We start from the raw sequence: 23,243 nt of genomic DNA on the forward strand, positions 1-23,243 counted from the left end.
CCACCGACAAAAGCATCCGAGTTTCGGTCAGCCCCGCAATCGCCGGGCTTACCCTCATGTCAACGACGTCGAACGGGATGGGGTGTGATGGCGGGCCCTCTCGTCGAGACCAAGCTCTACCGCCCGCGAACTCGCCAGGGGCTGGTGGCACGGCCACGTCTCGACGACCGCCTGCGGCGGAAGGACAGCGTCGGGCTCACGCTCGTGTCAGCCCCGGCAGGCTTCGGCAAGACGACGCTGGTCTCGTCCTGGCCGGCCGAGCGTGCGGCGTGGGTCTCGCTGGAGGAGAGCGACCAGGATCCCCTCACCTTCTGGACGTACGTCTTGACCGCGTTGGAACGTGCGGCACCAGGCGTGGCCGAGGGCGCTCTCGTGGTGCTGCAGTCGGGTCCGACGCCGATCGAGACGATCCTCGCCGGCGTCCTCAACGAACTCAGCGTGCTCCCGGACGATGTGGACCTCGTCCTCGACGACTATCACCTCGCGGACGGCGTGGAGATCAGTCGAGGGATGACGTACCTGCTCGACCATCTCCCGCCCCAACTGCACCTGCTGATCAGCACGAGGGCCGACCCCGCACTCCCGTTGGCTCGCCTGCGCGCTCGGGGCGAGCTCGTCGAGATCCGCGCCGCCGATCTGCGCTTCACGCTCGACGAGGTGAGCTCCTATCTCAACGGCGTGACCGGGTTAGATCTCGACGCGACGGCTATCGCAACGCTCGAAGAACGCACCGAAGGCTGGATCGCCGCGCTCGGCCTGGCGGCTCTGTCGTTGCAGGGCCGCAGTGACGCGGCCGGGTTCATCGACGGCTTCGCGGGCGACGATCGGTACGTCGTCGACTACCTCGTCGAGGAGGTCCTCGACCGCCAGCCGGAGAACGTACGCCGGTTCCTGCTCGAGACCTCCATGGTCGACCGGCTGACCGGACCACTCTGCGACGCCGTGACCGGACAGCCCGGGGGCAAGGCGATGCTCGAATCACTCGAGCGCCAGAACCTGTTCGTCGTACCCCTGGACGACCATCGGCGGTGGTATCGCTACCACCACCTCTTCGCCGATGTCCTGCGGGCGCATCTGCTTGCGGAACGCGGCGACGTCGCTGAGCTGCATCGACGGGCCAGCCGGTGGTACGCCGACGCCGGCGAAACGGTCGCGGCCGTTCGGCACGCCGTGGCCTCCGGCGACGTCGACCGGGCCGCCGACCTGATCGAACTCGCTGTCCCGGGGTTGCGGCGGGAGCGGCAAGAAGCCACCATCCGGCGTTGGCTGGACGACATACCTGACGAGCTCGTCCGGAGACGGCCGGTCCTGGCGATCGGATTCGTCGGCGCGTTGATGGCCAGCAACGACTTCCACGGCATCGGGGATCGGCTCGACGACGTCGAGCGACAGTTGGCCGGACCTGCCGATGCCCTGGTGGTCGTGGATCGCGGCGAGGTCGAGCGTCTTCCCGGCGCCATCGAGACGTACCGGGCCGCGCTCGCCCTCGTCGCGGGCGACCCGGCCGGCACGATCGAGCACGCCGGGCTCGCGCTCGAGCGAGCCGTCGACGGTGACCACCTCACCACCTCGGCCGCCTCGGCGCTCTCCGGCCTCGCCTCCTGGGCCGGCGGGGACCTCGAGGCCGCGCATCGCGGCTACAGCGCCGCCGCCCAGGGTCTCGAACGGATCGGGCACATCTCCGACGTCCTGGGCTGCTCGATCACCCTGGCCGACCTCGAGATCACCCGAGGCCGGCTCCGGCAGGCGCAGACAAGGTTCGAGCGAGCCCTCGAGCTCGCCGGCCACGAGAGCCCAGCCCTGCGTGGAACGGCCGACATGTACGTCGGGTCGAGCCAGCTGGCCTGGGAGCGGAACGACCTCGACGTGGCCGGCGACTACCTGCGCCGCAGCGAGGACCTGGGCGCGAAGGCCGAGCTCCCGCAGAACCCGTACCGATGGCGGGTCGCGATGGCCCGGATCCGCGAGGCCGAAGGCGACCTCGACAGTGCACTGGACCTGCTGGATGCGGCCCTGCGGGTGTACGTCGGCGACTTCTCACCGGATGTCCGTCCGATCGCCGCCGTCCGGGCGCGACTGCTGATCGCCCGCGGAGAGCTGTCCGCGGCTGAGGACTGGGCGCAGGAGCTGTCGGTCGACGATGAGCTCTCGTATCTCCGCGAGTACGAGCACGTGACGTTGGCCAGGATTCTGCTGGCCCGGCACGGGGACGCCGTACCGCTCCTCGATCGGTTGCGAGCGGCCACTGAGGCAGGCGGCAGAATTGGCACCCTGATCGAGGTGCTGGTCCTGCAAGCCCTCGCCACTCGCGATCCGGCCGCCTTGGAACGAGCACTGACCCTTGCCGAGCCCGAGGGGTACGTTCGGGTCTTCATCGCCGAGGGGCAACCGATGGTGGCCTTGCTCGCGACGCTGCATCGGCGCCGACCCGACTGGGGCTACCTACGCAAGGTTCTCGAAGCGGCGCGCCGGCCTGCCCGGGTCAGCAAGCCGGCTGTCGAGCAGGAGCTCGTCGACCCGCTCAGCGATCGCGAGATCGACGTACTTCGCCTGCTCGCGAGCGAACTCGACGGTCCGTCGATCGCCCGCGAACTCGTGGTGTCACTGAACACCGTGCGGACCCACACCAAGCACATCTACACCAAGCTCGACGTGAACAACCGGCGTGCGGCGGTCCGGCGAGCCCATCAGCTCGGACTGCTCACCCGCTGAAGGTCACCACATGATGTGATGCGTGGTCACCAGGCCCGCTCCTAACTTGCGGCTATGGACCACGACTCAGCTTGGTACGAAATCCGCCTCCAGGGGCGACTCGACCCACGGTGGGCCACCTGGTTCGAGGGCATGACCCTCACCGACCACACCGACGGCACCACCGTCATCCACGGCCTCGTGGCCGACCAGGCAGCCCTGCACGGCCTGCTCCAGCGACTTCGCGATCTCGGTCTGCCGTTGCTCTCGGTCGACCGGCAGACCCAGCACTCAGGAGACTGACATGACCATCACCGTACCGACCACAACCACCACCATCGGCTCCGCAGATCCGACCAGGAACCACGTCCGGGCCGCCGGGATCTTCTACCTGGTGACCTTCGCCGCCTCGATCCCGGCGCTGATTCTGATCCAGCCGGTGCTGAACGACACCGCCTACATCACCGGCGCCGGACAGGACACCCGCGTGCTCTGGGGCTGCTTCCTCGATTTCGTCAACGCCCTCGCCGGCATCGGCAGTGCGGTCGCCCTGTTCCCCGTACTGAAGCGACGCAAGGAATCCCTGGCCCTCGGCTTCGTCACCTCCCGCATGCTGGAGGCCGCCGTCATCATGATCGGCGTCGTCTGTCTCCTCGCCGTCGTCACTCTGCGCCAGGATGTCGCCGGCACCGCCGGCACCAACCCCGCCACGCTCACCACCATCGGTCAGGCACTGGTCGCGGTCCGCGACTGGACCTTCCTCTTCGGTCCTGGCTTCATGCCGGCCTTCAGCGCCCTGCTCCTCGGCAGCCTGCTCTACCGGTTCCGTCTGGTCCCGCGGTTCATCCCCGCCATGGGTCTCATCGGCGCACCGCTGCTGCTGACCGTCAACATCCTCACCGTCTTGGGACACAACAGCCAGATCTCCGCAGTGTCGGCGGCCGGGACGGTGCTCGTCGCGACCTGGGAGCTCTCGATCGGCATCTACATGACCGTCAAGGGCTTCAAGAACACCGCTGCCTGACCACGCACCGACCCTGCCGGACAGTTGCCGTTGGCAACCTGTTCGGCAGGGTCGTTTGCCGGGGCGTGCCGACGGTACGCCTTGTCAGAGAATGCCGCGGTCCGCGAACGCCTTCTGTACCACAGCAGCCTGGGACACGCCGTACATCGATCGAGCGGTCGCGACCGTTTGCCGGGCCGCCGCCGCGAAGCTGGTGTCCGGGGCGAAGCCGAACTGGGCGTTGACGATGATCCGGTCGGCCACCGTCGGGCCGAGCGCGGTGCGGATCTGGAACAGTGCCTGCGACCAGATCTCACCATCGGCGTGCACCTCGCCGACGACGTCCTCCGGGTAGTGCTTCCCGGCGTCCAGACGACGGAGGCAATGCGGCACGGTCGACGTGTACGACGTCGAGTCCCAGTCCGCCACGCACGCCAGCGGCACATTCGGGTTCTCCGGAACGCCGTACTTCTTCGCCACCCAATCGCCGACAGTCACCGAGAAGTAGTCGCCGAACGCCTCACCGATCGAGCCGGATTCCAGCGTCGACCCGAATCCCGGCACCTGGGCGGCGTGGATCGAGTGCCCGGTCTCGTGCACGATCACCTCGCCGTCCTCAGCGTCGTCCACACCACCCTTGCCGAGGGTGATCGTGTCGCGCTTCTCGATCTCGAACGAGTTGTCCCCGCCGTACTGATCGACCTTGTAGTCCTGGCTCTCGGCGTTCACGGCGGGCAGTTCTGTGCCGAATCCGAGCGACTGCAGGTACTTCTGCGTCTCGGTACCCCAGAAGTACGCCATCACCTGCTCGAACCGGTCGTCGCTGCGGTCGTAGAAATAGGTGCCGTTCGAGCTGTACGCCGCCGGCCCGGTGTTACTGCGCACGTTCGCCCAGGTGCCCTTCAGATAGCCGGAACCGTCCAGGTCGGTTAGCGTCACCTCGTAGTAGTCACCGCGCGGGACCGCGGTCGCGGAGTCGTCCTGGTCGGTGAGCGACTCGTTGCCGCTGGACTGGACCGGGTTCGGAATGAACACGAGAGCCTTGGCCGTGGTCGTCCCGACGGGCGGCTGCTTCGCGTCGGCGGCCGGAGCCGTCAGCCCGATCGCCAGCACTAACGCAGCACTCGCTGTCAAAGCACAACTCGTGATCCAAGCCTTCGACGCCATCGTGGCCTCCGTGTAGACGCAGCAGGGGAACTGCCACCACAAGGTAGGTCGTCCACAGGCTCGGTGGAAGGTCAGAGGCACAGGTTCGGGGATTCCCTGCGCGGGACGCACCGTCACGACCCCGGAGCGAAACCGAGGGCTCACCGATCGGTGATGCGGTGCCGTTCACCAGAACAGGAGGAGGCGGCCGCGGTAGCGGACGCCGTGGCCCTGCATCGTCAGCCGGAACTCGCCCGCCTCGCGGCAGACCGAGGCGCCGATCCGGTGGAGCAGCTCGCAGTCGTTGAAGAGTACGACGCCGGGCCGGTAGGCCACGTGCACCTGCTGTCGCGGACCACTCGCCTCGGCCGGTTCGGGAACGATGTCCATGCCGGTGCCTCCGCTGGGAACTGCAAGCGGGAGGGTGAAGTTGAGGACCCCGTCGATCGCTGCGGTTCGGTCGGCGAAGTACGGCACTTGCTGCGCGAGCTGGTCGTAGTGCCAGCCGCCGCCCTCGAACCGGCCGGCCCGGTCGTAGGACATCAGGTGGAAACCCGGGACGGCGAGCTCGTCCACGAAGTCCACTGGGAGGCGGTAGCGATCCTCGAAGAAGTCGGCCACTCGGTCGTAGAGCCATCGGTAGGCGCCATAGAGCAGAGCGTTGGTGGCCCGGGCCTGTTCGGCGTACGACTGCAGGCTGTTCCGGCTGCGATAGAGCGGTGTGCCGATCGTGGCCAGGTCTGGGCCGGAGTGCCAGCACATGTCTCGGAAGGACGGCGAGGGGCTCAGCAGTTGCTGCACCGCGGACGCCGACTCGGCTTTGGTGAGGACTCGGTGCAGGTAGACCTCCGCAGGGCCGACTGACACTCGGCGGGTCCGCGACGCCGTGCTCATCGGGCCACCTGGGCGCACGTGACGGCGGCGGCCAGCAATCCGGCAACGGCGGTCGCGATGGGTTGGCCGGTGCCGTACTCGTAGTACAAGAACGCCGGTGACGGGTTGACCTCGAAGCAGAACCACTCCCCCTCCGGCGTGACCCGCAGATCGATGCCCGCGACGGCGAGGCCGAGCCGGGACGTCAGCAAGCGGCAGCGGTCCGCGACGTCATCGGGTACGTCGGTCGTGGACAGCCGTGGGCGCGGCAGGCCCTGGCGGGCGGCATAGCGATAGTCGTCGGCGTCGCTGCGGATGCGCGTCGCGAAGATCTCCGCCCCGACCACGTGAACGCGTACGTCGGTCCCCGGCACCTTTCGCTGGAACTGCGTCGGACAGGACCGCACGTCCTCGAGCGGAATGTCATCGGTCAGGCATCGCACCCGGCTCCGGATCCCGCTCGTGGACTTGTAGATCACGCTGTCGTGAGCGGCCGAGAACTCCGCGACGGCAGCTGGGTCGTTCGTCACGAGAGTCTCGGGGACGGCGAAACCGACGGCAGCGATGTCGCGGAGCTGGGCGGGCTTCGAGCCGTTGCTCGCCGAGGCGGACGGGCGGTTGACGACGTACGCCGGGGTGAGCTCGGCCCACGCGGACAGCACGTCGCCGACTTCCTGGGTGTGCCGCCAGGCCGGCGAGCCAGGCGGCTGGTCGCGTACTGCGGCCACGCGGGCGCCGTCATGTGGTCGCAGGTACGCGGCGCCGATGGTGGCGAGGTCGGCCGCCGTGTCGCCGATCCGCACTGTTCCCTCGACGGTCTTTCCGACGTTCAGCTCGACTGTCGTGTCCAGCACAAGCCGTTGGTCGACGAACAGGAGCGGTACGTCAAGCCGGATGAGCTCGGCGTGTACTGCGGCCAGCGTCGAGTCGCCCGGCAGTCCCCAGAGGAGTGCTGTCACGGTGTGCCGTCCAAAACTCGTGCCAAGGCATCGGCGACGTGCGGGGGCGTGAGATCCGGCCAGGCACTGACCTGCGTGATCACGTCGTCGACGAGGTCGGCCTCGAGGGTGGAGCATCCGACTGCATCAGCCAGGATGCACAACTTGTGTCCGATCTCCTCGTTCACCGGGCCGAACCAGTTGCCGCCGACAACGGTCACCCGAGTCGCGTTCACGGTTGTGCCGCCGTACGGGTCGTCGTCAGGCATGTCGGTCAGCGTTGCGCGTCGCCGGATCGGACGGGCCCGGAGGCCCACCGCTGTGGCTGCCACGACCCATTGCTCTGGCCGCCAGCCGGGTCCGTTGAGACAGGTGGTGCTCGGCCGGTTGATGACCGGTCCGGGCCATACGCCGAGCCAGGCGTGCAGGAACGCGTCCAGCTCAGCCGCCGCGTACACCGCGTCCTGCGCGTTGACCTGCGGCAGGTCCGCGGCACTGATGCCGCCGAGCCGGGTGAGCACTGACGTCACTCCCGGCCTGGAGGTCACTTCAGCCTGGGCAGCGCCGCGTTCGTCGAGGTGGAGAAGCAGGTGCTCGGAGCTGAGCTCTGCAGGTGTGAGAAGTACGGCTTCGCTCCCCCAGCGGGCGGCCAGCTCGCGGGCGGTGATGTCGTGGTCGTGCGCAAGTACCAACCGCATGTCAGCTCTCCGCAGTACCAGGCGGAGGCGGAGCCGCCTTCTTCGCGACAGCCTTCTTCGCGGGCGCCGTCTTGGCCGCAGCCTTCTTGGCCGCAGCCTTCTTTGCGGGCGCCTTCTTTGCAGCCGTCTTCTTCGCGGCCGCCTCCCCCGGCGCTGGCTCTCCCACCGCCGCTTTCTTAGCGGGCGCCTTCTTCGCGGCCTTCTTCGCGGCCTTCTTTGCTGCTTTCTTTGCGGCCTTCTTCGCCGGTGGTGGTGGTTCGTCGTCCAGCGCGGTGGCGCCTACGTCGGGGCGGTCGTCGAGGGTGATGAAGGTGCGCTCCCGGCCTGTCGGTGCGCCGGGCGTCAGGTTCGGCGCGAAGGGGGTGTCGAGTTGCTTCTCGATGGCGACCAGCTTCTCCAGGGCGGAGACCTTGTCGATGTGGTCCTTGTCCTTGTGTTCCTTGTGGTCCTTGCCCTCCTTGTCCTTGCCTTCCTTGCTCTGCTCCTTCTCCTTCGTCTCCTTGCCTTCCTTGCCCTCCTTCGACTCCTTCCCCTCCTTGGCTTCCTTGTCCTTGCCCTTCGCGTCCAGCCGGCTGTCGATCTCGGTGATCTTCGCCTCCAGTTCCTGGGTCAGCTCGAAGACCTCCCGCCGCAGCTCGGCCACGCAGTTGCTCGACGTCTGCAGGTCGCGGGAAATGCTGTCCAGCTCCCCCTCGAGCGCGTGGAAGCGGGTGTTGAACCCGATCTCGTCCGGCGTCTGACCGGCCTGCACCACGGTGACGCCGTCGATGAAGTCCGGATGCACGAACAACCGTTGATAGGTCAGCGCACACTCGGGCGCGGTCTCGGCGATCTGCACCTGGAACGTGAACCCGGCCTCGCGCTCGGCTCCCGTCGCGGAGCGGGAGATCGCCTGGCCGAGGACCGCGATCACCGCGTCCTCGCCGAGGCCGGCCTCCCGCAGCGCGGCCGCGATCGTGCTTCCCGGTACGCCGAAGACGAGCGGCCCCTCGGCGTTGCTGTCGTTGGTGGACATGGTCCCCTCCTGCGCGGCGGCTGATCAACGAACGGTGCGGTAGTGGCGGTAGGTCCGGGCTGCGGCGGCGGTCAGCGGGAACGGCGTCCCGGAGCCGTCCACGTCGACGTGGTGCTGGCGTAGGTCCCACGTGTTCGCCCGTACGCCGACGGGCGTCACCAGCTCGACCAGGTTCATCAGGTGCTCGTACTGGCGCAGCGTCAGCAGCGCCCCCTCGGGCAGCGCGGGACTCCACTCGTACGGGTCGTTGCCGAGTCCGCGGACGTGGGCCAGACAGCTCACCACGCTGATGCCCGCGCCGGCTGCGTAGATCTGCGTGGTCGATCCACGCCGCGGGTCGAGCCGGACGGCCTTGCCCGCCAGCCCGCGTGACTCCCAGCGGTAGAGCACAGTCTGTCGCGCGGCCAGGTTGCTCCCCGCCAGCGGCAGCCCGGTCACGCCGAAGACGAGTACGACGTTGCCGTTGGCATCGATGAACGCGACCACACTGCTGGCCCCCGCCGCCGCTGCCGCCGTCAGAACGGCAGCGACCTGTTCGGGGTGAGCGGTGATCGCCGCGGTCCCGTCCGGCCCGAGATCGAACGCCGCGAACAACCGCGTGGACACCGCACTCAGCTGCCGCCGGAATCCGTCGAGCTGCTCGGCAACCGGTACGTCGACCTGCGCCAGCCGCTGGGTCAGGTCGGGAAACACCGATGCCGCTTGTGCTCCCGGCAACAAACCCGACACGTCGACAGGCGTGAGCTGGCGGGCTTCCATCGCCGCGACCACAGCGGCCAGCGGCGCGTCGTACCCGGTGTTCGTCGACGTCACGAGGCTCGCCGTGGCGGTCAGCGGCAGTGGCGCGTCCGGGCCGGGCGTCAGGTCGACGACGAGTGGGCCCATCGGCAGTGTGCTGACGAACACGGTTGCGTCCGGCAACAGTTCGGCGGTGCGCAAGCCGCACGCGTCGAGCAGCCACGCGCCGGCCGGATCGTCCGACCGCGGCCGCGGCACGAGGCCCGGATCGCCCAGCGCCTGCGCGGCGGCGACCGCGGCATCGAGGGCGGCCGGATCGGGTGCCGACAGCTGCGCGCCGAGACCGAGCTCGAACCGCGACCCGCCATCGTCGTGCTGTCCGGCCACGACAGCTGTCCACGGTTGCGCACCAAGTTGGCGGCACCGGGTCTCGAGCAACTCCAGCCCGCCGGCCAAGGCCGGCGCCAGCGGTTGGTGATCCGGCAGCGCCCAGCGCGCCAGAGCTGCGCGGGTCCTCGCCACCCGATCCTGGACGCGTTGCGGCAGCAGCCGGGCCTGATGTGCTGCGTCCCCGTCGGCGCTGCCGGCGGGCCAGACCAGGTGCACCTGCCGAACGGCCTGCAGCAACGTGGCCCTGTTGCCCGATGAGTCCGGCGCAACCAGCCGGAAGGCGACGTGGACCGCGTTGCGGGTCTCGTCGATCTCGACGGGAGCGGGCAAGCCAGGTCCGGGTGCGCTGTTCAGGAGGCTCTCACCCCACGACGGCGTGGGCAGTCGCCAGCCCCGCAACAGCGCGAGCCGCGCCCGGTACTCCGCGTCGTCCTCGAGGCGGCCTGGTGGCGACAGCGGTTGGGTTGCCGGAGACCGTCGTACGGCGTCCCATACCAACTCGTCGGCGAAGCGCGGGCACCCGAGATCGGACCCGATGCGATCGAGGGCGTTCCCGCGCGCATCGGCCAGCACACGCATCGCTGCGACCTCGCGCGCGCATCGCCGCAGCCGCTGCTTCTCCGCGAGGACTGCGGCGAGCACGCGGCCGGTCAGACCTTGGACGAGATCGATCCGCACCAGATTCCGCACCTTGGCAGGTGGCAGCTGAGTCGTCGTACCGTCCGCGGCAATCAAGGTCGCGGACACCGACAGCTGAAGCTGCGGCGCCACCCCAAACTCATCCACCGACGGGACGTACGCAGGCACGCTGCTTCCTGCCTGACTCCACACCTCGAACGTCACCGCCGGCTGATCCGCAGCCGGCCCCGGCTGAAGAACCCGCGGTACGACGACGCACCGGTCGCGCTCGGTGTCCACCAGCAGCGTGACGTTCAGTACGGCGTACCGACTGCCGGCCGGCACGGTCACCTGCGCGTTCGCGACACCGTCCCAGGGCAAGGGCTCCGGTGTCGTCGCACCCGCCAGCGGACCGATGAGCTCACGGGCGACCGCTGCCAGCGATCCGGCGCCGGGCTCGGCGACCTGGTCGAGCAAGTCGGCCGTCGTCTGCGGGACTGTCATGGTCACCTCACCGCACCGACAGCAGGTCCGGGGCGTCGACCAGTACGGCGATCTGGCCGGCGCCGAGCGTGAGGTTCTGATCGGCGTCGAGGACCTGCGGGCCGTCACTGCCATCCGTCGTACTGCCCGCCGCATCGACCAGCGGTGGGAACCGGACGAGCCGGAGGTTGACGACATCGGTGATGCCGGGCTCGGACATCAGGGCCGCGGTGATCGCAGCCGACCGGACCGGTTCGGCCAGCCGGAGGCGGTCGACGACGCGATGCAGGCGCTCCGCGAGCCGGCCCTTGAGCGCCAGCGCCGACGGGCTCGAGTTCGTGCTCGCCGTACTCCCGGCCGGCAACGCCAGTCCCGTCGTCACGATCTCGGCCTGGACGCCGACGAACACCTGGTCGGCCTCGACCACGTCAGGGAACACACCGACCGGGCGGACATCCCGGATGGCGGCTTCGACGGATGCCTGCAGCCCGTTCGGCCCGTCCCACACGGCTGCTTCCGTCGGCGCGACGAGGACGCTGACGAAGTACGGCGACGCCAGGTCACGGTCGATCGCGAACATCCGCTCCAGGAAGGTGAAGTCGCCGAACACGGACTGGGACAGGTCGATGCCGCCCCAGCCGTCGCGAACACTGACCTGGCGGACACCCGGCAGCAGCGAGACCGTCGTGGCGATGGCCTCCGCGGACCAGATCGACCGTGGCGCCGCCAGCAGCAGGGCCCGGTACCGCTCGTCGTCCCAGTGCTGTTCACCGCCGGTCAGTGCGGCGGTGTGCGCGATCCGGACCAGCCCCTGACCGGCCGCCGACGCACCAGCGGGCAGTCCGGCCGCCGCGTCGGCGGCGAGCAGGTCGGCAAGTTTGCCATCGGCAACTTCCCAGCGATCGATCCGCTGCGGATGGTTGCCATCGGCATCGGCAACGGAAGGGTCGAGGTTGCCGATCGGACCCGGGTCGAAGCTGACCACGCCCGCGGGCAATGACGTCGTACGGCGGGACAGTGTCGTCGTCGCGGCGAGGGCCACCCGGTGACCGCCGGGCGTACTCATCCGGCTGCCGCGCGGGAGCATGAGTTGCTCGACGCCGTTCGGCAGCGCGCCGGCCAAGGTGAGCGTGATCTGGCCGGACGCCACCAGGAAAGGCCGGTCGAGGCCGAGCTCGGCGCCGAGATCGCCCAGCGCCTGGCCGCGGGCGGTGCTGACGAAGCAGTCGTCGTAGAGCGCGCCGAGAGCGGACCAGGTCCGCGCGTCCTCGAGCGCGCTGACCTCCAGCAGCTTGCGCAGCACGCTGCCGCTGGACAGGTCGAGGTCCTCGTCGATCAGCCGGCGGGCCAGCGCGATCTTCTCCGCCAGCAGCCGGGTGAACGGCTTGGGCAGGAACCCGGCCGCGGTGACGCCGAACCCGTCGCTGCCGGTCGACCGCGTCACCTCGTCGTCCACCGCCAGGATCTCGCTGAGGTCCAGGCTCGTGTCGTCGCTCACTGTCCGTCCTCCTGTCTGGCCTGCTGTCCGGCGTCCGGTACCGGGCCGAGTCCGGCCACGGTGAGAGATCCACCGGCATCGCTGATCGCCTCGAACGCGACCGAGACCTCCAGCGCCCGCGACCCGGCCGACGGCGTACCGGCCGTCAGCTGGGTGATCCGGCGGACGCGCGGGTCGGCGGCGACCAGTTGCGCGACCGCACTCCGCAAGGCCTCCCGCGCGATCGCGGGCGACGTCTGCTCGGCCAGCGGCCCGAGCCCGAGGAAGCCGAAGCGCGAGTTGAACGGATCGCTCCCCCGCAGCGAGGTGAGGCCGACGGCGAGATCCTGGGTGAGGGCGTCGAGTCCTTCCACGACATCGAGGTCGACGCCACCCGGCGTACGGCGGAGGCCGACGTCGCGGGCCAGATCCGAGTTGTCGACGAGGTCGGCCCGGACACCGACGCCGAGCAGCCGGCGGCGCCGTACCGTCTCGTCGGACGCCGGCAGGTCGGGCGTGCTGGAGGTGATCGGGCTCATGGCATCCTCACGAGGCACTCAGCTTGGACTGGCCGGGATGGACCGTGGCCGGAAAGGTCGCGGGTACGTCGTTGACGGAGTTCACCGCGTCGCTGTCGAGCAGCACCGGCGTACCGCCGACGGTGAGCTTCTTCGCGCCCTTGCTGGTGACGGTGGTGCTCTTGCAGGGATGGCCGACGCCGTTGGTGTCCTTGAAGATGCAGTCCGCGTAGGCCGCGTCGCCGGCCACGGATGTCAGCGGGATCGCCGGCGAGCTGCCGACGGTCAGCTTCACGGTGCCAGGCGCGGTCAGACTCCGCTTCCCGGTGTGTGTGCAGGTGAGATCGCCGGCATCGACGACGACCAGCGGGCCGGCCATCAGCTCACGTCCATCGTGCCGGTGACGGAGACCTTGACGTCCGCCGCCTTGAGCGTGATGTCGCCGTCGCCGGCGTCGAGGGTGATCCCGGTGCCGGTGATCGCGATGGTGCCATCGTTGTGCAGCACGATCCGGGCCGCCTTCCCGTCCTTGGTGTTCTCGAGCAGGACGACGCCGACCTCGCCCGGATCCGGGCGCTCGGTGCACTGCCGCGGGATGTCGGCCACGCGGAGCGTCAGACCGCTGACCTCGACGACCCGGCGGCCGTCGGCGTCGATGAGGTCGTGACTGGCGTCGCCGGAGCTCGGTGGTGCCGCGTTCTCCGTGGCCGGAAGATCGTCGGTGGGGATCGACACCGGCAGGACCAGCCACCAGTCGCCGGGCTCGGCGGGCGGCGTGACGCCGTCGTCCCAGACGCTGCCGAGGTCGACGACGTCCCGGCCGCCGCCGGTGTCCGCGAGCAGCACGCGTTCACCGGGATAGCGGGGAAGCACGAGGCCGTACCCGCCGTACGCGAACGGGGTCACGACCGGCACCTGCCGGAGTTCGCCGTGGTCGTCGGGAGTCACCGGCAAACGTCGTACAGCCGACGGTTGACCGTCGTCCGGCGCAGTGGAGTACCAGAGGTCGCTGCTCGTCTGCGCGGGCGAACCGCCACCCGGCTCGGCGGGATGCGCGCGGATCTGACCGACCAGGAAGCGCAGGGCCCGGCTGCCGCGCGTCACCGCACGGGCGACCCCACGGACCGCCCCGGCCGCCCCCGAGGCCTGGTCGGCCGGCACGCTGCCGCGGACGGATTCCTGTTCGGCGTGCACATCCTCGTGGCGCGGCGGCGGGACAGGATCCCAGCCGTCGTCCTTGTCGTCTCGCAGCGCTGACGCCCGGACGACGGTCACGAAGCCCTGCCGGACCGAGAGCCGATGCGTCACGCCGGTCACCAGGCACGGCTGTCCGGGCGTCGAGTCCGACCGCGAACCGACCAGGTCCGCCAGGTCGTTGAGCAGCGGCAGCCCACGTCCGGTGGATGCGAGCTGGGGGAAGTCCTCCGGCGGCAGCGGCATCTTCACGATGTCACCGGGCTTGACGTCGGGGCGGCCGAGGCACGTCGCGGTGACTGTCGCGCGCGGCTTGGCGCCCGGCTGGTCCGTCGAATCCGGTGCCGGGACCTCGGCGTCGGCGCCGCGCGTCACGGCCAGCAGGCCGCTCGTCGTGTCGACCACGCGCTCGACTCCGAGTCGCGCCGTACCGGCGTCGGTCGCCGTCCACATCCCTACGTGCAGTACGCCGTCCCGGACGACGGCGGCGGACAGGCCCTGCCGGCCGAGGGACGCGGCGGCCTGGTTCCGCACCGTCCGCAGCGCATCGAGCGCCGATCCGGGACGGATGTCGGCGAAACTCTTCTCGTCCGCCGCCGGAGTGAGTGATTTCAGTCCGTGCGTCACGACCTGCAGACCGGCATCGCGGGCGATGCCCTGGGCGGCCGCCTCGAGCGACTCGTAACAGAGGCCTCTGACCTTGGCGTCGCCGAGGCGGGCGAAGACGAGTTCGCGTCCGCTGATGATCGTGTTGTAGCGCCGCTCCCCCGCCTCCCGGCGCAGGGTGTCGACCCGGATCACCGCGACGAGACTGCCGGCCGGCGGGGCCTGTGTGGTGCCGCCCAGCAGGTCGCTCAGCCCGGCCGCCCGGGTCAGGTCCGCGAACACGCCGGAGCCGGAATCCTTCCACCACAGGTGGATCGCGGCGTTCAGCGACTGGCCGGCCGGATGCCTGATGCGTTGGTAGTCCTCGTCGGTGAGGCCTTCGACGATCACCTCGTACCGCCCGCCGGACAGGTCCGCCGGAAGGGTGGCGGTGACACTGCCGTCGTACGTGTCGCCGGTGATGGTCAGACGCTGCGACCGGCCGGCGAGGTCGTCGAAGAACACCACGGCCCACGTCGGCAGCGTTCCCGGAGTGACGTCGCGGCTCGGGCTGCCGGCGCCCAGCGGATCGGTCAGGCCTGTGGTCATCGCGCGCTCCTCCGTACCAGGTCGAGAGCCGGATCTCGGGGCGTCGGCGCCGGGCCGGAGTCGGCTGCGACGAGCAAGTCGCGCCAGCGCAGCACGAGCCGGCTACCGGAAGCGCCCGGTGCACGCAGGGTCGCGGCCGTCACGACGAGACGATCGACGACTACCTCCACTTGCGCGCGGCCGTTGTCGGCCAGCTGGATCGGCCGGTGCTCGACCACCACGGCACTGTCGGCGATCCGTTCGTCGACCACGAGGGTGAGCCGTGGCCGCGGCAGATCGACGGGCGTCCGCTCGAACGACGTACCGGCGGTGAGGTCGTCCCAGACGACGGTCAGCGGATCCGCGTCGAGCAGGACGCGGGCGGCCCCGACCGGTACGGCGAGCACGAGCGTGCGGGATGCGTCTAGCACGACCCGGAGCGGTACGCCGTCGGTCAGCCCGGACTCGACCACCGTGCCGGCCGGGAAGCCTGGCGGTGGGAACACATCCGGCCCGAGCGCGTCGGCGTACGCGTCGACGAGCGGCCGGGTCACGAAGGCGGGGAGATGTGTCATCCGGCGGCCTCAGAACGGCAGGACGTCGGTGAGTGCGCCGACCCCGATCGCAGTGACATCGATGAGCCGGGTGAGGCTGCCCGGGGGCGGCAGGTGGACCAGCCGCATGGTTACGTCGATGGTGTCCCGGCGAGCTGCCGTGAAGCTGAACGACAGCGACTGGACGGCCAGGTTGGTCCGCACGGTCGCGCTCGAGACCAGAACCAGCCCAGTGCCGAGACCGCCGGTCTTCGGGGACAGCACAGTGCCGTAGCGGCTCGCCTCCGCGATGTTCTCCAGCGCCGTCTTCCACCCCATCCGCAACGGCCCGATCAGGACCGCGCTGAGACCGATGGAGTCGTCGTGCGCGGGCAGGGCGACCCGTCGGCTCGTCCCACCGATCGCCGGGACCGAGAACGTCGAATCGATCGACAACTGGGTCACCGCCCACAGTGGCACCGGCACGACTCCGTCGAACAACACCGCGCTCGGGGTGTGCAGGTACGGCGCGAAGCTGCTCGTCATCGCAGTGCCTTGAGCTGGCGGATGAGTGCGAGGACGTCCGCGGCGGTCACCTTGTCGGTCCAGCGAGCGGCGCGATCGTGGAACGCCTTGACCACGGCGTCGATCCGGGCGAGCCGGGCCGGATCGGCAGGACCCGTCGTGATGTCGCGCTGGAGATCCTGGACGACGTTGGTCAGCGCGTCGATCGCCTCGATCAGATGGCTGTCCTCGGATTCGAACGCGCGCTTCAGCAACTTCGCGCCGACCAGCTCCGTCCGTCCGGGTCGCTCCACTTCCTTTCCTTCGAGCAGCGTCGCGAGGTTGTCGAGCCGCTCACCGGTCCGCTGTACGGCGGGATGCGCGAGGTCCTGCGTCGTCCGCGAGGTCCGGCCGAGTGCTTCGACCAGGACCTTCGGCGGCTCGACCCGTTCGATCAAGTGCCGGCTGTCAGTTCCCGACTGCGCCGCGGACTCGATCGCTGCCCGGCTCTTCCGCGTCACCGGCGCGCCGTACACCTCCGCGGCCGGTGAGGCCCCGACCAGCGTGAAGTCGACGTTGGTATCGCTCGGCGGGGAGCCGGCCGGCACGCTGGTCTCGAAGATGTACAGCTCGTGGATCTGCCCGTCGACGACCGCGCTGAGGGCGTACTCACGGTTTGCCAGCGTCTGTCCGCGCTTCTGCGTTCGCGTGGTCCACAGGTACTCGACCCCAGGCTCGGCGTTGTCGCGCAATCTGCGCGCCCACAGCTCGACCCCGCTCCTCTCCAGCCACTGGTTGATCCGCCGTACCGCGTGGGCGACGCCGTACGGCGCGTCCAGGCCGAGGCCGGGTGACGCGGCACCGTGCGCGCGCTCCGTCTTCGCCGCGCGGTACGCCTCGCTCACGTCCCCGGCGGTGAACAAGACGTCCTCGCCCCGAGTCAGCCCCCGGCCCTTCGTCACACTCGGGCCGGTCAGCAACTCCTCGACGACCGCTCCGGTGCCATGCTCCTTCCAGACCCGGTAGCCGTACTCGGGGAAGTGCAGGACGACGTCGTCCTTCAGGTCAGGCCAGTGCCACAGCAGGCCCTCGGCGTCGATCTCCTTCGTGATCGTGGCGATCTGTTCGCCCCATCTCTTCCCGCCGCGCCCCGGGATGAGGTCGCCCTTGCGCGGTGCGCGGGTCGGCCGGTCGGCGAGGCCGGGACGAGCGCCGGGGTACTGCGGCTCGTGGCGACGCCGGCCACGTTGCCGCGTGGCGGGGACGGCCGGCTCGGTGGTCACCGGCGGCCTGATGGGTTCGATCGTGACACCGGGTGGCGGCGTATGCGGCAGCGGCGGGAGCGGAGGGAGCGCGGCGCCTTCGGTCTCGGCCCACGTCTTCGGATCGACCAGCTTCCGGGTCTCCGCGCGCAGGTCGGCGAAGTTCTGCCCCATCCCCTCGGTGTCGATGTCCTCGAGCGATCCGGTCAGCACCCGCTCGTAGACGAAGTGGATGGCCTCGCGCAGCTGGGTCATCCGGCCGACGACGCGGTTCATCTTCATCACGTACTCCGAACCCAGCAGCTCCATCGCGTCGATCACGGACTCGATGACCACGTGCTGCGCCCGCTCGTGCGGTACGTCGAACCGGGCGGCGAAGGCCTCGACCACGGGGTGTCCCTTCAGGTTCAACCGGATCTGCGCCTCGAACTTGGTACCGCGGAGGAAGTTCACGGTGTCCCTCCCTCCGGCGACCCTTCGATCGCCAGGTCCAGCACGCCACCCAGGTCGCCGATCGTGGCCTCGCCGGTGACGGCCACCTGGTGGGCGACCGCGTCGGTGATCCGGTTCATCGCCTTCGAGAGCGCCAGGTTGATCAGGTAGCCCTGCGTCAGCTGCTTGGTGAACTCGACCGTGAAGTGCTCCAGACTCAGCTCGGCCAGCCGCTTCGCGATATTGCGCATCGCCTGCTGGGTGGCGGCCACCGCCGCCTCGGTCGCCTCCCGCTTGATCAGCGAACTCCCGGCGCTCCGGGCGCCGCGGACCGCGGACGGGATCTCGGGCAGCACGGTGAGCGCGGCGTTGATGACCGCCGCCCACATCTCGGCCTCGACCTGCGCCTTCGACAGAATGTCGTCGGCGTCCAGCATCGCGCGCTGCAGGTCGCGGTGCTCGAATGCGGTCTCCAGTCCTTCGACGGCCTGGACCGCGCCGACCGCGAACGCGAGCGGTGCGCAGACGACGGCCAGCACGGTCATTCCGACCAGGTTGAGGATCTCGAACAGTTCGGCCTTGCCGATCTCCGTCTCGGCGAGCCGCGCCATTCCAGTAACGTAGGCCTCCTCATCGGTGAAAGCCGGCCGGAGCCGTTCGGCGGCGATCTTGTGGATACCGGACAGCTTGGCGCCGATGTCGGTCTCGGCACCCTTGTCGTCAGGGCTGAAGTTGGCCAGGCCGAAGGCATACTTCCGGTCGGCGGCCGCCTTGCGCTGCCAGTGCTCGTTCTCCTTGATCAGGTCGGTGAGCAGGCTCTTGAAGATGTCGTCGACCGCCGTGGTGAGGGCGTGGCCGGCAGCGGTCGACGCATAGGCGTCCAGCACCTGTGCCGCCCTCAGCTGCTCGACCAGGTCTTCGACCTCGGGCACCTTGTCCAGGACAGGATCGATCGCCGTCACCTGCTGGCGCTCGGCCGAGAGCACAGCGTCCAGCTCGGCCAGGGTCCACCAGCGCCCCTTGCCGTCGTACACCTTCGGGCCGTTCTTGAACGGAGCGACGGTCCCGGCCTTGGGCTCAGGCGCGTCGGGGTCCGGGGTGAGAGAGCCGATCACCTGCCCGGTCATGGCGATCCACCCGGCGGTGAGTCCCCCGGGGATGCCTATGGCCATCACCCGCTCCCGCTGTAGCTCCTCGAGCAGCGCCTGCCGCAACCTCATCAGCTCGGGCAGGTCCGCGAGCATGACGGTGAGCAGCACCCGCGTCATCGCCATGTACGACTTGAAGTTCTGGGCGCGCTTGCTGAGTTCGTCGCCGCTGGCGAGGAGCACTTGCAGGAGCACGTCCTGGCACTGGGTGACGAACATCGAGGCCACCGCGTCGTCACGGGCCGAGCCGAAGACGCCTGCGAAGGCGGCCACCCACTCGGCGGCGTGGCCGGCGATCGGGCATCGCAAGCGATGCTTGTCGTCCTGGCTGAGCATGTGGGTGATGTACTCGCGCTCCAGGTCCTTGATCGCCCCGAAGGCGGCTGCCATGTTCCGCAACTGCGGCGCCATCGGTGCGTGATTGCGCACGAGGGTCCGGCAACTGCGGTCGATGTGCACCATCGCCGCGATCAGGAAGCCGCCGACATAGTTGCCCGGCGACATGTGCAACAGGCCCGCGACCTCCGCCACCTTGTGGCTCAGCCGGACGGAGATGTGGTGCGGCCACAGCGCGATGTCCTGCTCGCCGAGGAATGGAGTGTCCGGCGTGGACGGAGAGTCGTGCAGGAGACCGAACATCCCCAGCCAGCTGAAGGGCTCGTCGGCGTTGAGCGGCGGACACTTGCCGTACGTGTCCTTCGGGGTGTCCGGGTCGTCCTCACTGAGCACCAGGACGTCGACCGGTCCGCGCGGTAGCCGCGGGTCGGCCGCGCCGATCCAGACCGGGCTGCCGTCCGCCGTCAATTGGTAGAGATACAGCGTCTCCTTGACCCGGGCCCAGTCCGGAAGCCGCTTGATCTTGCGCTCGGCCTGTCGTCTCAGCTCTGCCTGGTCACCGCCACCGCCGGCCTCCTGCCGCAACTCGACCATCATCGCCTCGACGAATAGGTCGAACACCTGCGCCGCTCCACTGGCCTGGCCGTAGAGACTCCACTGATCCGCGCTCACGAGGCCGATGTTGTCCGTGAGCTGGGCTTGGCGGTCTCCACTCTTGAAGTCCCAGACCTGCAGCCGCATGCCGTCCAGCTGCCGGGCGCGCTCGCCGTCGAACGCGAAGAACGCCACGAAAGCGCCCTCCCCGGAAGCGGGCGCGCCGACGACGGCGATCGAGTCCGGCGGTGCGCCACCGGAGCGCCGAACGACCTCGGCCCACACCTGAGCGGAGTTCTGGAATCTGGACAGCCGCCGCCGTGGTCTCCGGCCGGCGGACGTATCGCGGTCTCGCGGCAGACCGTCCAATCGCATACTGATGTGGGCCGCGTTCTGGTCGTAGTACGGGACCAGGTAGGCATCACCGGCCGCACCGAGCTGGACGCGATCGTCGTCCCGGACCTCGCCCTCGCCGGACTCGTCCGGCTCGTCTCCGGCGGTCGTCGTACGCCGGGACAGCCGAGCGACTGCGAGGTCGACGCTGGTCAGCAACGACTCCTCCAGCGCACCGGCCACCCGGCCGGGCAGTGGATCGCCACTGAAGCAGATCGCGGTCGGCGCGGCCCGGCAATCCATTGCCTCGCTGACGATCCGCACGGTCAGCGCCCGGTCGACGGCCCGGCCGAGGGCAGCGTCGACGGCGTCCGTGACCAGCCACACGAGGTCGTCGTCGACCCTGTCCTCGGTGACCTCGACCCGCACCCGGACGGGCATCCGGACCGTCGTCACGACAGCGCCTCCAGGGCCGCCGTGAGTTGGGCCAGCGTCATGTTCACGTGGTCCTCGGGATCGCATGCGGGGACGATCCGGATCTCCACCTCGACCGGGAACTCGAGCACGAGCCCGTCGTCCTGGATCCGCGCCAGGACGGCCTTGCTGTCCGGCCCGGGTATCACCAGCTCACCCGCGCTGACGACCACCAGGCCGGTGCGCTCGGTGATTCGCGGCTCCTGCATCACGACTCCCCCTGGTCTGTACTTACTGCGGTGCCTTCGTGGTCGAGCCGGCGGTGTCGGTGACGGCGGCGGCGAGCGAGAAGCCGGAGAAGGTCGCGACCGGCGCGCCGCTGACGGTGGCCGAACCGGGCGCGGCGCTGGTGATGTAGCACTGCGACAGCACGATCGTGGAGAACGACCAGTCATCGCCCTCCTGCTCGAGCAGCACGATCTCGAACGGGTCACCGCGCAACGCGAGCGCGGTGAGCTCGGCCGCGGCGGGCCCGATCGCGGTGACCGACAGCGTGAAGGTCAGCGACTGTGGTGTCGCGACCACTCCCACGTGGGTGCGCTCGATCGAGTGCAGCGGTTCGGCACTGGTCCCGAACGTCGGGACGTAGGACTGCGCGAGGAAGACCCGGGTCTCGTTCCCGTCGACGGTGATCCGGACGCCCAGCCTGGTCTTCCAGTCGGACTGCGTGATGGTCATCGCTGCTCCTGCCTCAGAAATGCGGCTTCAGAATGACGTCGAGCTGATGGATGATCGACGCGATCTCGGCCAGCAGCGTCACGTCGACCTGGCGGGTCTGGCGCGCGGTCACCAGCCGGGCGGTGTCGGCGGCGGACCGGGCGTTCTCGGGGATCGACAGGATCGCCAGCAGCGGGATCGAGGCCACGAACGAGTCGATCGCACCCGACGCCACGAACGGTCCGACGATGCCTTCGATCCGGACCCGGATCGCGGTCAGCCCGGCCTTGGTGATCGAGGTGTCGCCGATCGCCCCGATCAGCCCGGCCCGCAGCGAGAACTCGAGCTGGTCGAGCAGCGTCAGCAGGTCGACGTAGTTGCGGGCCGCGTCACTGGAGAACAGCCCGCCGTCGCCAAGGTACAGACCGGAGCCGGGGATCAGCGCGGGATCGACGAGCGGGATGACGCCCTGCCCGGCCAGCCCGGTGATCTCGGCCGGCGTGTATTGAGTGGTCACCGGCATCGTGAAGCCACGGACCTGTTTGAGGACGACACTGGTCCCCGGCGGGTACCCGGCGATCGCCCCCATCACGGCCGCGGCGGCGTCGGCGGTGGCCGTCGTACTGGTCGGGTCGAGAGTCGCTCCGCGGGCGGCGACCAGGACCATCCGGCCGGAGTCGCTGCGCAAGGGATCGTCGGTGGCCAGGACGTCCGTGACGTAGGTCGCCGACCGCGGTGTGGCCGGGTCGATCATCGCGACCGCGATCCGTTTGCTGCCGGCGGCCGACGCGGTCTCGACGTGCTCCTTCAGCGCCATCAGCCCGGTGGCCGCGGTCGCGCCGCTGGTCGCCGTACCGACCGTGGTCTCGTCCGCGAGCGCGACGAACGTGACGTCGTCCGCGGCGTCGAGACCGGCCAGCGCCTCGGCGTAGGCATCGTCGGTCGCCGTGCGTACGCCGTACACCTTGCTCGGCCGTGGGTCCTGGGCGAGGACGAGGTCCAGGCTCCGGGTCAGCGCGTTGGCCGTCGTACCACTGGCGAAGGAGCTCATGATCGACGCGTGGTCGGTGACCTCGACCGGGGTCGCGGCCGGCGCGGACGCGCCGGCCGCCGCGTTGCCGACGACGGCGACCACGCCGGGGTTGCGTTGTGCGGTGGGGACCAGGGCACTGGTGTCGATGGTCACGTTCACGTACGGGTACGCCGGTTGCACCAGGGTGCTCATGCAGTCCTCCGGAGTTTCGGGGTGGGTGGTGCGGTCGGATGCTCAGGTGACGACGACGGCGATGCCCTGCGGGCCGAGCCAGGCACGCGCCGCGGCCAGCCGCGCGTCCGCCGTCGTACCGCCGGGCCAGCCGTCGTCCTCGAAGGTCGCCGCGGGCACGAGCCAGCAGACGGCACGATCGGCGCGGCGGGCCGGTGCATCGTCAGGGGGCGACGGTGAGGGGTAGGAACGAGCGACCCGGCGGGCGGCGGCGGTGGCGCGCAGCAGGTCGCGCGGGGAGGTCCCGTCATCGACCAGGAACGCGACCACGACCGGCAGGAGGAGAGGTGGTGCGCCTCCCTCGCCGTTCGGGGGCGCGCTCAGCTGCAGGGTGACACCGAGTGCGGCGGTGAAGTTCCCGGTGACCGGGACTTCGGTCACGTCGACGGCCTCGATCAGCCCACCCACCCCCGCGGTACGGACGGCCAGGCTGCCCACCATGACAGCGTCCGCACCCGGGGTGGGTGGCCGGCCGGTGTCCCAAGCCGCGGTGACGTCCCAGGGGAGTGCGTCACCGGCGCGCATCAGCCGGGCGGAGAGGGAGGTCTCCACCGGCAGCGCGACCGCGAGGTCGAACCGGTCGTAGACAGCCGTCGTCGGGCCGGTCACGGCCGCGGGGTCGACGGCGTAGCAGGTGACGGCCAGCTGGAGCAGCGCGTCGGCGTCCAGGAGTGTCGGGCGGGCAGCGGGGTCGGCGAGCCGCAGCAGGACCTGGTCGGCTGGATCCATCACGCCCGGCCGGCTCGCCGCT

Annotated in this window: 21 protein-coding genes; 3 read left to right on the forward strand and 18 right to left on the reverse strand. The window is 69.8% G+C overall.

Features of this window, described 5'->3' with window-relative positions:
• Positions 1-87 precede the first annotated feature (87 nt).
• From OG558_RS36990 to OG558_RS37000, 3 genes are read left to right on the forward strand one after another with little or no spacing between them, the layout of a single operon-like run.
• Positions 88-2,712, forward strand: coding sequence for a LuxR C-terminal-related transcriptional regulator (locus OG558_RS36990; RefSeq protein ID WP_405067160.1), 2,625 nt, complete (start codon positions 88-90; stop codon positions 2,710-2,712).
• 54 nt (positions 2,713-2,766) lie between these two features.
• Positions 2,767-2,994: a hypothetical protein gene (locus tag OG558_RS36995; protein WP_329476468.1), complete on the forward strand. Its 228-nt coding sequence runs from the start codon at positions 2,767-2,769 to the stop codon at positions 2,992-2,994.
• A 1-nt stretch (position 2,995) separates the two neighbouring features.
• Entirely contained in the window at positions 2,996-3,715 is a 720-nt protein-coding gene (locus OG558_RS37000; protein ID WP_405067161.1) for a DUF4386 domain-containing protein, read from the forward strand.
• Between the two features lie 84 nt (positions 3,716-3,799).
• Here OG558_RS37000 and OG558_RS37005 read toward each other — a convergent pair whose 3' ends face one another.
• The 18 genes from OG558_RS37005 to OG558_RS37090 form a co-directional block, all read right to left on the reverse strand.
• Entirely contained in the window at positions 3,800-4,861 is a 1,062-nt protein-coding gene (locus OG558_RS37005) for a M4 family metallopeptidase (protein WP_405067162.1), read from the reverse strand.
• 165 nt (positions 4,862-5,026) lie between these two features.
• Positions 5,027-5,734 (reverse strand): hypothetical protein, encoded by a 708-nt coding sequence (locus tag OG558_RS37010; protein ID WP_405067163.1) that lies wholly within the window; start codon positions 5,732-5,734, stop codon positions 5,027-5,029.
• Positions 5,731-6,672, reverse strand: a complete 942-nt coding sequence (locus tag OG558_RS37015) for a RimK family alpha-L-glutamate ligase (RefSeq protein WP_405067164.1) — start codon at positions 6,670-6,672, stop codon at positions 5,731-5,733. The genes OG558_RS37010 and OG558_RS37015 overlap by 4 nt, the downstream gene beginning before the upstream one ends.
• Entirely contained in the window at positions 6,669-7,349 is a 681-nt protein-coding gene (locus tag OG558_RS37020) for a hypothetical protein (protein ID WP_405067165.1), read from the reverse strand. Before OG558_RS37020 ends, OG558_RS37015 begins: the two co-directional genes overlap by 4 nt.
• Before the next feature lies 1 nt (position 7,350).
• On the reverse strand, positions 7,351-8,364 hold the full coding sequence (locus OG558_RS37025; protein ID WP_405067166.1) for a hypothetical protein: 1,014 nt from the start codon (positions 8,362-8,364) through the stop codon (positions 7,351-7,353).
• 24 nt (positions 8,365-8,388) lie between these two features.
• Positions 8,389-10,614: a hypothetical protein gene (locus OG558_RS37030; RefSeq protein WP_405067167.1), complete on the reverse strand. Its 2,226-nt coding sequence runs from the start codon at positions 10,612-10,614 to the stop codon at positions 8,389-8,391.
• A 7-nt stretch (positions 10,615-10,621) separates the two neighbouring features.
• Positions 10,622-12,091 carry a hypothetical protein gene (locus tag OG558_RS37035; protein ID WP_405067168.1) on the reverse strand — a complete coding sequence of 490 codons (1,470 nt, stop codon included), beginning with the start codon at positions 12,089-12,091 and terminating at the stop codon, positions 10,622-10,624.
• Complete coding sequence (locus tag OG558_RS37040) at positions 12,088-12,609, reverse strand: hypothetical protein (protein ID WP_405067169.1); 522 nt, start codon at positions 12,607-12,609, stop codon at positions 12,088-12,090. The genes OG558_RS37035 and OG558_RS37040 overlap by 4 nt, the downstream gene beginning before the upstream one ends.
• A gap of 7 nt (positions 12,610-12,616) precedes the next feature.
• The gene (locus OG558_RS37045; protein WP_405067170.1) at positions 12,617-12,967 is read right to left on the reverse strand and encodes a hypothetical protein; all 351 of its coding nucleotides are present in this window, start codon (positions 12,965-12,967) and stop codon (positions 12,617-12,619) included.
• Positions 12,967-14,976 carry a hypothetical protein gene (locus OG558_RS37050; protein WP_405067171.1) on the reverse strand — a complete coding sequence of 670 codons (2,010 nt, stop codon included), beginning with the start codon at positions 14,974-14,976 and terminating at the stop codon, positions 12,967-12,969. Before OG558_RS37050 ends, OG558_RS37045 begins: the two co-directional genes overlap by 1 nt.
• Positions 14,973-15,530, reverse strand: coding sequence for a hypothetical protein (locus OG558_RS37055; RefSeq protein WP_405067172.1), 558 nt, complete (start codon positions 15,528-15,530; stop codon positions 14,973-14,975). The genes OG558_RS37050 and OG558_RS37055 overlap by 4 nt, the downstream gene beginning before the upstream one ends.
• Before the next feature lie 9 nt (positions 15,531-15,539).
• Positions 15,540-16,034: a hypothetical protein gene (locus tag OG558_RS37060; RefSeq protein ID WP_405067173.1), complete on the reverse strand. Its 495-nt coding sequence runs from the start codon at positions 16,032-16,034 to the stop codon at positions 15,540-15,542.
• On the reverse strand, positions 16,031-17,707 hold the full coding sequence (locus OG558_RS37065; protein WP_405067175.1) for a hypothetical protein: 1,677 nt from the start codon (positions 17,705-17,707) through the stop codon (positions 16,031-16,033). The genes OG558_RS37060 and OG558_RS37065 overlap by 4 nt, the downstream gene beginning before the upstream one ends.
• Positions 17,704-20,553, reverse strand: coding sequence for a hypothetical protein (locus OG558_RS37070; protein ID WP_405067176.1), 2,850 nt, complete (start codon positions 20,551-20,553; stop codon positions 17,704-17,706). The genes OG558_RS37065 and OG558_RS37070 overlap by 4 nt, the downstream gene beginning before the upstream one ends.
• Positions 20,550-20,780, reverse strand: a complete 231-nt coding sequence (locus OG558_RS37075; protein WP_329476452.1) for a hypothetical protein — start codon at positions 20,778-20,780, stop codon at positions 20,550-20,552. Before OG558_RS37075 ends, OG558_RS37070 begins: the two co-directional genes overlap by 4 nt.
• Before the next feature lie 22 nt (positions 20,781-20,802).
• The gene (locus tag OG558_RS37080; protein ID WP_329476451.1) at positions 20,803-21,249 is read right to left on the reverse strand and encodes a hypothetical protein; all 447 of its coding nucleotides are present in this window, start codon (positions 21,247-21,249) and stop codon (positions 20,803-20,805) included.
• Positions 21,250-21,262: 13 nt separating this feature from the next.
• Positions 21,263-22,453 (reverse strand): hypothetical protein, encoded by a 1,191-nt coding sequence (locus tag OG558_RS37085; protein ID WP_405067177.1) that lies wholly within the window; start codon positions 22,451-22,453, stop codon positions 21,263-21,265.
• Positions 22,454-22,495: 42 nt separating this feature from the next.
• Entirely contained in the window at positions 22,496-23,224 is a 729-nt protein-coding gene (locus OG558_RS37090) for a hypothetical protein (protein WP_405067178.1), read from the reverse strand.
• Positions 23,225-23,243: the final 19 nt, after the last annotated feature.

Source organism: Kribbella sp. NBC_01510 (assembly GCF_045040325.1).
Lineage (GTDB): Bacteria > Actinomycetota > Actinomycetes > Propionibacteriales > Kribbellaceae > Kribbella.

Bases quoted from the DNA above. Each gene is read 5' to 3' on its own strand.
- OG558_RS37050 (WP_405067171.1), bottom strand. From the start codon at position 14,976: ATGACCACAGGCCTGACCGATCCGCTGGGCGCCGGCAGCCCGAGCCGC.
- OG558_RS37055 (WP_405067172.1), bottom strand. From the start codon at position 15,530: ATGACACATCTCCCCGCCTTCGTGACCCGGCCGCTCGTCGACGCGTAC.
- OG558_RS37075 (WP_329476452.1), bottom strand. From the start codon at position 20,780: ATGCAGGAGCCGCGAATCACCGAGCGCACCGGCCTGGTGGTCGTCAGC.
- OG558_RS37010 (WP_405067163.1), bottom strand. From the start codon at position 5,734: ATGAGCACGGCGTCGCGGACCCGCCGAGTGTCAGTCGGCCCTGCGGAG.
- OG558_RS37000 (WP_405067161.1), top strand. From the start codon at position 2,996: ATGACCATCACCGTACCGACCACAACCACCACCATCGGCTCCGCAGAT.
- OG558_RS37005 (WP_405067162.1), bottom strand. From the start codon at position 4,861: ATGGCGTCGAAGGCTTGGATCACGAGTTGTGCTTTGACAGCGAGTGCT.
- OG558_RS37060 (WP_405067173.1), bottom strand. From the start codon at position 16,034: ATGACGAGCAGCTTCGCGCCGTACCTGCACACCCCGAGCGCGGTGTTG.
- OG558_RS37020 (WP_405067165.1), bottom strand. From the start codon at position 7,349: ATGCGGTTGGTACTTGCGCACGACCACGACATCACCGCCCGCGAGCTG.
- OG558_RS37045 (WP_405067170.1), bottom strand. From the start codon at position 12,967: ATGGCCGGCCCGCTGGTCGTCGTCGATGCCGGCGATCTCACCTGCACA.
- OG558_RS37085 (WP_405067177.1), bottom strand. From the start codon at position 22,453: ATGAGCACCCTGGTGCAACCGGCGTACCCGTACGTGAACGTGACCATC.
- OG558_RS37025 (WP_405067166.1), bottom strand. From the start codon at position 8,364: ATGTCCACCAACGACAGCAACGCCGAGGGGCCGCTCGTCTTCGGCGTA.
- OG558_RS37080 (WP_329476451.1), bottom strand. From the start codon at position 21,249: ATGACCATCACGCAGTCCGACTGGAAGACCAGGCTGGGCGTCCGGATC.
- OG558_RS37040 (WP_405067169.1), bottom strand. From the start codon at position 12,609: ATGAGCCCGATCACCTCCAGCACGCCCGACCTGCCGGCGTCCGACGAG.
- OG558_RS36990 (WP_405067160.1), top strand. From the start codon at position 88: ATGGCGGGCCCTCTCGTCGAGACCAAGCTCTACCGCCCGCGAACTCGC.
- OG558_RS37030 (WP_405067167.1), bottom strand. From the start codon at position 10,614: ATGACAGTCCCGCAGACGACGGCCGACTTGCTCGACCAGGTCGCCGAG.
- OG558_RS36995 (WP_329476468.1), top strand. From the start codon at position 2,767: ATGGACCACGACTCAGCTTGGTACGAAATCCGCCTCCAGGGGCGACTC.